This window comes from Promicromonospora soli, assembly GCF_014653785.1.
Taxonomy (GTDB): Bacteria; Actinomycetota; Actinomycetes; order Actinomycetales; family Cellulomonadaceae; genus Promicromonospora; species Promicromonospora soli.
In genome coordinates this window covers 399,802-408,772 of the sequence record NZ_BNAS01000002.1, presented here as the reverse complement: position 1 = coordinate 408,772, position 8,971 = coordinate 399,802, and the positions used below count along the sequence as shown (strand labels likewise).

9 protein-coding genes are annotated in these 8,971 nt (G+C 71.3%); 7 read left to right on the top strand and 2 right to left on the bottom strand.

Going from position 1 to position 8,971, the window contains the following annotated elements; all coding sequences use genetic code 11:
- Positions 1–40: 40 nt before the first annotated feature.
- Positions 41–520 (bottom strand): STAS domain-containing protein, encoded by a 480-nt coding sequence (locus IE250_RS07650; protein ID WP_229872244.1) that lies wholly within the window; start codon positions 518–520, stop codon positions 41–43.
- A gap of 249 nt (positions 521–769) precedes the next feature.
- Between IE250_RS07650 and IE250_RS07645 the strand changes: the two genes are divergently transcribed.
- The gene (locus tag IE250_RS07645; protein ID WP_229872243.1) at positions 770–3,133 is read left to right on the top strand and encodes an ATP-binding SpoIIE family protein phosphatase; all 2,364 of its coding nucleotides are present in this window, start codon (positions 770–772) and stop codon (positions 3,131–3,133) included.
- 138 nt (positions 3,134–3,271) lie between these two features.
- Here IE250_RS07645 and IE250_RS07640 read toward each other — a convergent pair whose 3' ends face one another.
- Positions 3,272–3,676: an STAS domain-containing protein gene (locus IE250_RS07640; RefSeq protein ID WP_189668680.1), complete on the bottom strand. Its 405-nt coding sequence runs from the start codon at positions 3,674–3,676 to the stop codon at positions 3,272–3,274.
- A 131-nt stretch (positions 3,677–3,807) separates the two neighbouring features.
- Here IE250_RS07640 and IE250_RS07635 point away from each other — a divergent pair, with 131 nt between their 5' ends.
- From IE250_RS07635 to purQ, 6 genes are all read left to right on the top strand, one after another.
- Complete coding sequence (locus IE250_RS07635; protein WP_189668679.1) at positions 3,808–4,251, top strand: DUF3151 domain-containing protein; 444 nt, start codon at positions 3,808–3,810, stop codon at positions 4,249–4,251.
- A 74-nt stretch (positions 4,252–4,325) separates the two neighbouring features.
- Positions 4,326–5,618 carry an adenylosuccinate synthase gene (locus IE250_RS07630; protein ID WP_189668678.1) on the top strand — a complete coding sequence of 431 codons (1,293 nt, stop codon included), beginning with the start codon at positions 4,326–4,328 and terminating at the stop codon, positions 5,616–5,618.
- Positions 5,619–5,635: 17 nt separating this feature from the next.
- Entirely contained in the window at positions 5,636–6,925 is a 1,290-nt protein-coding gene (gene purD, locus IE250_RS07625) for a phosphoribosylamine--glycine ligase (protein WP_189668677.1), read from the top strand.
- A gap of 135 nt (positions 6,926–7,060) precedes the next feature.
- Positions 7,061–7,819: an alpha/beta hydrolase family protein gene (locus IE250_RS07620; protein WP_189668676.1), complete on the top strand. Its 759-nt coding sequence runs from the start codon at positions 7,061–7,063 to the stop codon at positions 7,817–7,819.
- A gap of 94 nt (positions 7,820–7,913) precedes the next feature.
- Complete coding sequence (gene purS / locus IE250_RS07615) at positions 7,914–8,201, top strand: phosphoribosylformylglycinamidine synthase subunit PurS (protein WP_189668675.1); 288 nt, start codon at positions 7,914–7,916, stop codon at positions 8,199–8,201.
- A complete protein-coding gene (gene purQ, locus IE250_RS07610) occupies positions 8,201–8,950 on the top strand; it encodes a phosphoribosylformylglycinamidine synthase subunit PurQ (protein ID WP_189668674.1) in 750 nt (249 codons plus the stop codon). The genes purS and purQ overlap by 1 nt, the downstream gene beginning before the upstream one ends.
- Positions 8,951–8,971: the final 21 nt, after the last annotated feature.

The window sequence follows — 8,971 nt, the reverse complement described above, 5'->3', positions numbered from 1 at the left end:
CTCAGCCCCAGTTCTATCTCGCCACAGTTCTACTTCGGCATCACGAGGCCGGAGGGCCGCCCACACCAGCGGGGGCCGCCGCACCGCCCGACGGCGGGCCGGACGGGCCGTCGTCGTCCAGCTCGAAGCCGGGGTCCTCGTCGACGATGTCGAGGAGGTCGCCGATCCGCGTCACCTCGAGCAGGAAGCGCACCGTCGGCGGCGCGCGCAGGACGCGCACGCGGTGCGGGCTGCGGCTCGCGAGGCGCGCGAGGAACGCCACGCCGGACGAGTCCATGAAGGTCACGTGGTGCGCATCGATCTCGACCGGGAGACGGGACTCCTCGGCTGCGGCAGTGGCCTCGTGCAGGTCACCGCCGATGTCGGCGTCGATCTCGCCGGAGAGCACGATCCGGGCACGGGAGCGGCCCACGATGACGTGGATGCTCGCAGGATCGCCGATCTCAGGGTTCTGATGGCCGGGGTCCTGGGGGCTCCCGCCCTGCGGACCGCGCGGGGGGTCGTAAGTTCCGTCCTGCACGGTTCTCCTTCCGGGAGCAGTGGTCGTTGCTTTGTATCGGTCCGATGATAGAGGTTGAGGTTCAGATCTCGGACCGTTCCAATCTACGGTTGAATGTCCTGCTGGAACAGCACCTCGAGCAATAGATACCGTAGGGAGGGCATTTTGACCGATTCATCCGGTCTGACTCCGTCCTCTCCGCCGCCGCGGCACCCCGGCCTCTCCAATTTCGGCCTCGGTCCGAACAAGGACGGAATGCCGAACGGGACGATGAACGGAGCACGCGGCGGACCGTCGAACGGGAACAGCTTCGGCACAGGCCGGCCGGCCCAGCACACTGCGAGCGTCCCGCCGAGCATCACGCCGACCACGCCCCCGGGTGGCACGTACCGCGTGCCGGGTACCGAGCCGCGGCCGTACGTGTCGGGGACGGGCATCCCGCGCACCCTGCCGCCGTCGGTCGGCGACGTCGTGCTGCGTGCCGCCGTGACGGTGGGTCTCCCCGTGTTCCTGACCGGACCCACCGAGGACGGCATGCCCATGCTGTGGGCCAACGCGGCGTTCGAGCACTACGCGGGCGTGCGGTTCAGCGACTTCGCGGGGTACACGGTGCGCCGGCTCGGCGAGATGCTCGTGGAGCCGCAGGACCTGCAGCGCATGACCGACCTGGTGAACGCCGGCCAGGAGGTGCACGCGACGGTGCGGTCCCACCTGCGCGGCGGGACGCACGGCTGGGCCCAGCTCACGCTCACGCCGGCCCGCGCCGGCCTGGGCGACCGCATCACCCACTGGGTCGGGTTCAGCGTGGACGTCTCCGACCACATGGAGCGGCACGCCGCCCAGCTCGCGAGCCTGGAGGTCGAGCGGCAGCAGCGCGAGGACCTCGACCTCATCGCGCAGACCACCGAGATCCTGACGGACCTCGAGTACCCGTACGCCCTGCGCGACATCGCGGAGCTGCTGCAGTCGATGGTGCGCTGGGCGGGCTTCTACGTGAACGACGACGGCCTCAAGCACGCCGCCGGCATCGACGTCGCGGCACCGCCGAGCGGCCGCGGCCGGCGGCACGCGCGCTACATCGAGGGCGACAACATCGCGGACAAGTCCCTGCGGCGCCGTCCGCAGACCGATGCCCTCGGCGACTCCGTGACCACCGGACCCATGCCCATCCTCGAGGTCGTGGACTCGGTGCAGGACGTGCTCGACGGCGTGCTCGACGGTCCTGTCACGCTGCACCTCGACATCCCGCACGCGCCGCACTCGGCTTCGGGCTGGCTGCAGCGCGACCTCACGCTGCGCCTCGCGGACGAGCTCGGCAAGGCGCCGGACTCGGTGGTGGTGCACCCCGTTGCCGGACGGCGGGACGTGCTCGGCCTGGTCGTGATCGTGCCGGACGAGGACGAGTCGGGCGACTACGTCGAGGCGGACGAGCCCGACACGCTGCGCACCGTGGTCGAGGTGGTGGCCCGCCGGGCGGGCAGCGCCATCGACAACGCGCGCATGTACGCGCGGGAGCACCGCCTCGCCGAGACCCTGCAGCGCGCCATGCTCCCCGAACAGGCCGACGTCGCGGGCCTCGACGTGTGGACCTACTACGCCCCGAACGCGGAGCACGCCCAGGTGGGCGGCGACTGGTACGACGTGCTGCAGATCTCGCCGGAGCTCGTGGGCCTGGTGATCGGCGACGTCGTCGGCCACGACGTGGAGGCGGCCGCCACCATGGGCCAGCTGCGCTCGGTGGTGCGCTCGTACGCGTTCGAGCTGTCGACGCCGAGCCGCGTGCTCGAACGCGTGGACCAGCTCGTGGCGGGCATGGGCATCCCGCGCTCGGCAAGCATGGTGTACGCCTCCCTGAAGCGCGAGGAGGAGCCGGACGTCTGGACCATCGGCTACTCACGCGCCGGCCACCTGCCGCCGCTCCTGCTGCGCGGTGGCGAGGTGATCAAGCTGGACGAGGGCGGGGGCGCGCTCGTCGGCTTCGGGTCGCGGGACCGGACCACGGGCGAGGCCCGGCTCCAGCCCGGCGACACGCTGCTCTTCTACACGGACGGTCTCATCGAGCGGCGCGACCGGTCCCTGCGGCTGGGCCTGGAGGCCCTGCAGGAGACCGCGTCGGCCATCACGGCGCGCGACGCCGCCGGCGTCGGCGAGGAGCTGCTCTCCCGCCTGGCCGACGCGCCCGAGGACGATGTAGCGATCGTCGTGGTGCGGATCCCCGACCCGACCGGTGACGCCGGGGAGACCGCCCTGTCGCCTCGCTGGCGGCGCTGGATGCTGCCGAGCGAGCCGTCGTCGATCGGCCGGGCCCGGCACGCCGTGCTGCGCACCTGCCAGGCGTGGGGCATCGAGGAGTCGGCGCAGGCCGAGCTCGTGGTGTCGGAGCTGGTGGCGAACGGCGTGCTGCACGGCTGGGGGCACATCGCGCTGCGCCTGTACGACACGGGCGACGGCCTGCGCATCGAGGTCGAGGACAACAACCCGGCGCCGCCGGTCGCGACCGACGGGCACCCCAACCGCCTGGGCGGGTTCGGCATGCAGATCGTGGACCGGCTGGCCGAGTGGGGCTGGCGTCCGTCCGGCTCCGGGAAGCTGGTCTGGGCGAAGCTGCGCCGCCAGCCGACCCCGCCGAAGTAGAACCGTGGCGAAGTAGAACTCTGGCGAGATAAAACTCTGGCGAGATAGAACGCAGCGCGCCATGCGGCGGTTGCGGTTCTACTTCGCTGAGGTTCTACTTCGCCAGAGTTCTACTCGCCACCGGGAGCTGATAACGCTCTACGCAGTGGACGCGTCACGGCGGGACAACGGCGATACGTCTTCGTCCCGCGGGGTCATCACCGCGAAACCGGAGTCGGGCGCGGCGGGTTCGCACGAGTGCTCGTCGTCCACGCGGAAAAGCTCCATGGCGCCGCAGACCTCGAGCACGAAGAGGTCGCGCTCGTCCGCCCCGCGGATGACGGTCGCACCGCCGCGCTTGCGGCCGGCGTCGGCCAGCGAGATGAGGAACGCGGCCCCGGTGGAGTCCATGAACGTGACCCGGCACATGTCGATGACGAGCAGCTGCCGGCGCAGGCCGACGACGCGCGCTGCGATCTCCGGGAACTGGTCTCGTTCGGCGAGGTCGAGGTCGCCGGCGATCACGAGCGTCGTCGTCGTGGGAGACGTCGCGATCTCGATCATGTGTCGAGCGTAACGACTGTTGCCCGATCGCACCGGATGAAAGGCAAAATTCACCGTCCGGGCTGGCCAAATGGGCAAACCTGTGCGATCCCCTTTGTCACGCGCTGTCCCGGTAGTGTCAGAATTCGAGCATGAGCACCCACGAGAACCTGCTGCAGGGACCTGCCCCGACGCTGCTGCCCGACGACTACCCGGCGGCTCGTGAGCGCCTGACCAGCGGCGACGACCCGGTCGAGGTCGCGGCGTCGGCGCCGGCGTCGTCCCTCGTGTGGGCGGTCCTCGCGGAGGGCGCGCTCGACGCGGGTAGCGCTGCGGGGAACGTCGAGGCCTACGCCTATGCGCGCACGGGCTACCACCGCGGGCTGGACGCGCTGCGCCGGGCCGGCTGGCGCGGGCAGGGGCCGATCCCGGCGAGCCACGTGCCGAACCAGGGCTTTCTCCGGGCGCTGCTCGCGCTCTCCCGGGCAGCGGACCTCATCGGCGAGGAGGACGAGGCCGAGCGCTGTGCGAAGTTCCTCATGGACTCGGGCGCGTCTGTGGACGAGGTTGGCGCCTTGGTGCCCACCACGAAGTAGACTCGGGCGCGGCCCGCGGGCGCTCTCGAGCGCACTCGGCGGAGCAGTCAAGCAATCCGAGAAGGTGGAGATCCATGCCAGGCGTCGTGCTCGTCGGGGCCCAGTGGGGCGATGAGGGCAAGGGAAAGGCGACGGACCTCCTGGGCTCCCGCGTCGATTACGTGGTGAAGTTCAACGGTGGGAACAACGCGGGGCACACGGTCGTCATCGACGACGAGAAGTACGCCCTGCACCTGCTGCCGTCGGGAATCCTGTCGCCCGGCGTGGTGCCGGTCATCGCCAACGGCGTGGTGGTCGACATCGAGGTCCTGTTCGAGGAGCTCGACGCGCTGATCGCGCGCGGCGTCGACGTGTCCCGCCTGCTCGTCTCGGGCAGCGCGCACATCATCGCCCCGTACCACCGCACCATCGACAAGGTGACCGAGCGCTTCCTCGGCAAGCGCCGCATCGGCACCACGGGCCGGGGCATCGGCCCGGCGTACGCCGACAAGATCAACCGCGTCGGCATCCGCATGTGGGACCTGTTCGACGAGAAGATCCTGCGCGCCAAGATCGAGGGCTCGCTCGACCAGAAGAACCACCTGCTCGTGAAGGTCTACAACCGGCGCGCCATCACGGTGGACGAGACGCTCGACGAGCTGCTCCAGTACGCCGACCGGCTGCGGCCCATGGTCACGGACACCGCCGTCGAGCTGAACAAGGCGCTCGACACCGGCAAGAACGTGCTGTTCGAGGCCGGCCAGGCGACGATGCTCGACATCGATCACGGCACCTACCCGTTCGTGACGTCCTCCAGCGCGACGGCGGGCGGCGCGGTGACCGGGTCCGGCGTCGGCCCCACCCGGATCGACTCCGTGATCGGCGTCATCAAGGCCTACACGACGCGTGTGGGCGAGGGTCCCTTCCCCACGGAGCTGTTCGACGACAAGGGCGAGTTCCTCCGCAAGACCGGCGGCGAGTACGGCGTCACGACGGGCCGCGCGCGCCGCACCGGCTGGTACGACGCGGTGATCGCGCGCTACGCGACCCGCATCAACGGGCTCACCGACATCGTGCTCACCAAGCTCGACATCCTCACCGGCATGGAGAAGGTCCCGGTCTGCGTGGCGTACGACGTCGACGGCGTCCGCTACGACGAGATGCCCACCGACCAGACGGCGTTCCACCACGCGAAGCCGATCTACGAGGAGCTCGACGGCTGGTGGGAGGACATCTCCAAGGCCCGCGCCTTCGAGGACCTGCCGCCGAAGGCACAGGCGTACGTGCGGGCGCTCGAGGAGATGTCGGGCACCCGGATCTCCGCGATCGGCGTGGGGCCGAAGCGCGACGAGATCATTCCCATTCACGACCTCATCCACGCGCGCTGAGAAAGACCTCCACCACAGTGAAGATCCTCGCCATCGGGACCGGTGCCCGCGAGCACGCCATAGTCCACTCCCTGGACCGGGAGAACGTGACCGGCGTCGCCGTCCATGAGCTGCACGCCGCACCCGGCAACCCGGGTATCGCCGCGGCCGCAACGCTGCACGAGGTCGACCCCCTCGACGGAGCGGCCGTGGCGGCCCTCGCCGAGCGGCTGGGCGCCGAGCTCGTCGTCGTCGGCCCGGAGGCGCCGCTGGTGGCGGGTGTCGCGGACTCCGTCCGGGCGGCGGGCATCCCGGTGTTCGGCCCGTCCGGCGAGGCCGCCCGGCTCGAGGGCTCCAAGTCGTTCGCCAAGGAGGTCATGGCCGCCGCGGGCGTGCCGACCGCGATGGCGCACGTGTGCACCGACGCCACCGAGGTGGCGGCAGCGCTCGACGCGTTCGGCGCGCCGTACGTGGTCAAGGACGACGGCCTCGCGGCCGGCAAGGGCGTCGTCGTCACGGACGACCGCGAGGCGGCGCTCGCTCACGGCGAGGCGTGCCTGGCCAACGAGAACGGCCGGGTGGTGGTCGAGGAGTACCTTGACGGCCCCGAGGTCTCCCTGTTCTGCGTGTGCGACGGCGCGACGGTGGTCCCCCTGGTCCCCGCCCAGGACTTCAAGCGCGTGGGAAATGACGACGAGGGGCCGAACACGGGCGGCATGGGCGCCTACACCCCGCTGGACTGGGCGCCGTCGGGCCTGGTGGACGAGGTGGTGGCCCGCATCGCCCAGCCGACCGTCGACGAGATGGCCCGCCGCGGCACGCCGTTCTCCGGGGTCCTGTACGTCGGCCTCGCGCTCACCTCCCGTGGCACCCGCGTGGTGGAGTTCAACGCGCGCTTCGGCGACCCGGAGACCCAGTCCGTGCTGGCCCGGCTCGCGACGCCGCTGTCCGAGGTCATGCTCGCGGCGGCCCGCGGCACGCTCGCCGAGCTGGAGCCGCTGCGCTGGCGCCCGGAGGCGTCGGTGACGGTGGTCGTCGCGTCCGAGGGCTACCCGGCGTCGGCACGGTCGGGCGACCCGATCACCGGCATCGAGGATGCGGAGTCGCTCGCCGGCGTGCACGTGCTGCACGCCGGCACCGGCCTCTCCGAGACTGGCGAGCTGGTCAGCGCGGGCGGCCGCGTGCTGTCGGTTGTGGCGCTGGGCCGCGACCTGGCGGACGCCCGGCGTCGGGCCTACGAGGGCGTCGCGAAGATCGACCTCAAGGGCTCGCACCACCGCACGGACATCGCGCTGAAGGCGGAGCGCGGCGAGGTCGCCGTCTCGTAGGACCCTCGGCTCGCGTGCCGTCGCCGGGGCCCCGCCGGCGGCGGTCCGCGCGCGGTCCGTCTCGCTGCGCGTCGGGTTCATCCCCGGGAAACTCGCGTGGCGCTAATATCGCCGCCTGTCGACAGGGGAGTAGCGGTGGCTGAGCGCGTCACGTTCGAGAGCACTACGGGGCCGCGCCTCGCGGGCATCATCGATCGGCCCGACGGCGAGGTGCGCGGCTGGGGCGTGTTCTCCCACGGGTTCACGCTCGGCAAGGACTCGCCGGCCGCGGCGCGGATCTGCAAGCAGCTCGCGACCGAGGGCATCGGCATGCTCCGCTTCGACAACCTGGGCCTGGGCGACTCCGAAGGCGACTGGGGCGACGGCTCGTTCACGCACAAGGTCGCGGACACCGTGCAGGCCGCCAAGTTCATGGCCGACCAGGGGCGGCCGGTGCACCTCCTGGTGGGGCACTCGTTCGGCGGTGCGGCAGTGATCGCGGCCGCCGGGGACGTCCCTGGCGTGCAGGCCGTCGCGACGATCGGCGCCCCCATCCAGCCGCGACACGCGGAGCACAACTACGACGCCGTCCTGGGCCGCGTGTTCGACGACGGCCACGCCCAGTGGATGGTGGGCGGGCGTGCGCTGACGCTGAAGCGGCACTTCGTGGAGGACGTCCGGCGGGCTGACCTGCGGTCGAAGATCCGGGAGCTGAGGTCGCCGCTGCTGGTGATGCACTCGCCCACGGACAGCACCGTGGACATCTCGAACGCCGGGGAGATCTTCCGGGAGGCCAGGCACCCGCGGTCGTTCGTGTCCCTGGAGGGCGCCGACCACCTGCTCACCGCGCCCGGTCAGGCCAAGCGGGCGGCCCGCATCATCAGCGCCTGGGCGGACCAGTACTTGACCGCCTGAGGCGACGCGGCGTAGGTCACTCCTCCTGGTCGGCGAGGCACCCCGCAGCGCAAGTAGACTTTCCCCGGAATTCCCTCACCTTCAAGGAGCCTTCGTGGGACGCGTCGTCGTCGAGGTCATGCCCAAGCCCGAGATCCTGGACCCCCAGGGCAAGGCTGTGGTCGGAGCGCTGCCGCGCCTCGGCTTCACCCAGTTCTCCGGTGTGCGTCAGGGCAAGCGGTTCGAGCTCGAGGTGGACGGTGAGGTGACGCCTGAGATCCTCGCCGCCGCTCGGGAGGCAGCGGCAACGCTGCTGTCCAACCCGGTGATCGAGGACGTGGTCTCCGTCGCCGACGCCGCCGAGGTCTCCGGCGAGGCGAGCGGCGCGCCGGTGAGCGCCTGATGTCGGCGATCGAGCCGACGTCCGGCACGACGACCGCGCCCGGGATCGGCGGCGCCCGGATCGGTGTCATCACGTTCCCCGGCACGCTCGACGACCGGGACGCGGCGCGTGCCGTGCGTCTGGCCGGCGGCGAGGCGGTGTCGCTCTGGCACGCGGACGCGTCGCTCCACGACGTCGACGCCGTGGTGCTGCCCGGCGGATTCTCCTACGGTGACTACCTGCGCGCGGGTGCCATCAGCCGGTTCGCGCCGGCCATGGCCGCCGTGGTCGACGCCGCCAAGGGCGGCATGCCGGTGCTCGGCATCTGCAACGGCTTCCAGGTCCTCACCGAGGCGCACCTGCTGCCCGGCTCGATGGTCAAGAACGACCACCTGCACTTCGTGTGCCGGGAGCAGTCGCTGATCGTCGAGAACGCGCGCACGGCGTGGACCAACGAGTTCCGCCGCGGGCAGCAGATCACGATCCCGCTGAAGAACCAGGACGGCCAGTTCGTCGCCGACGAGCGCACCCTCGACGAGCTCGAGGGCGAGGGCCGCGTCGTCTTCCGCTACGACGGCTGGAACCCGAACGGGTCGCGTCGCGACATCGCGGGCATCAGCAACGACCGCGGCAACGTGGTGGGGCTCATGCCGCACCCGGAGCACGCGGTGGAGGCCGGCTTCGGCCCGGCGTCCGCCGAGGGGCCGCGCTCCGGTGTCGACGGGCTGACGTTCTTCACGTCCGTCCTGTCGTCGCTGGTCCACGCGTGACCCTCGGTTCGGTCGAGGCAG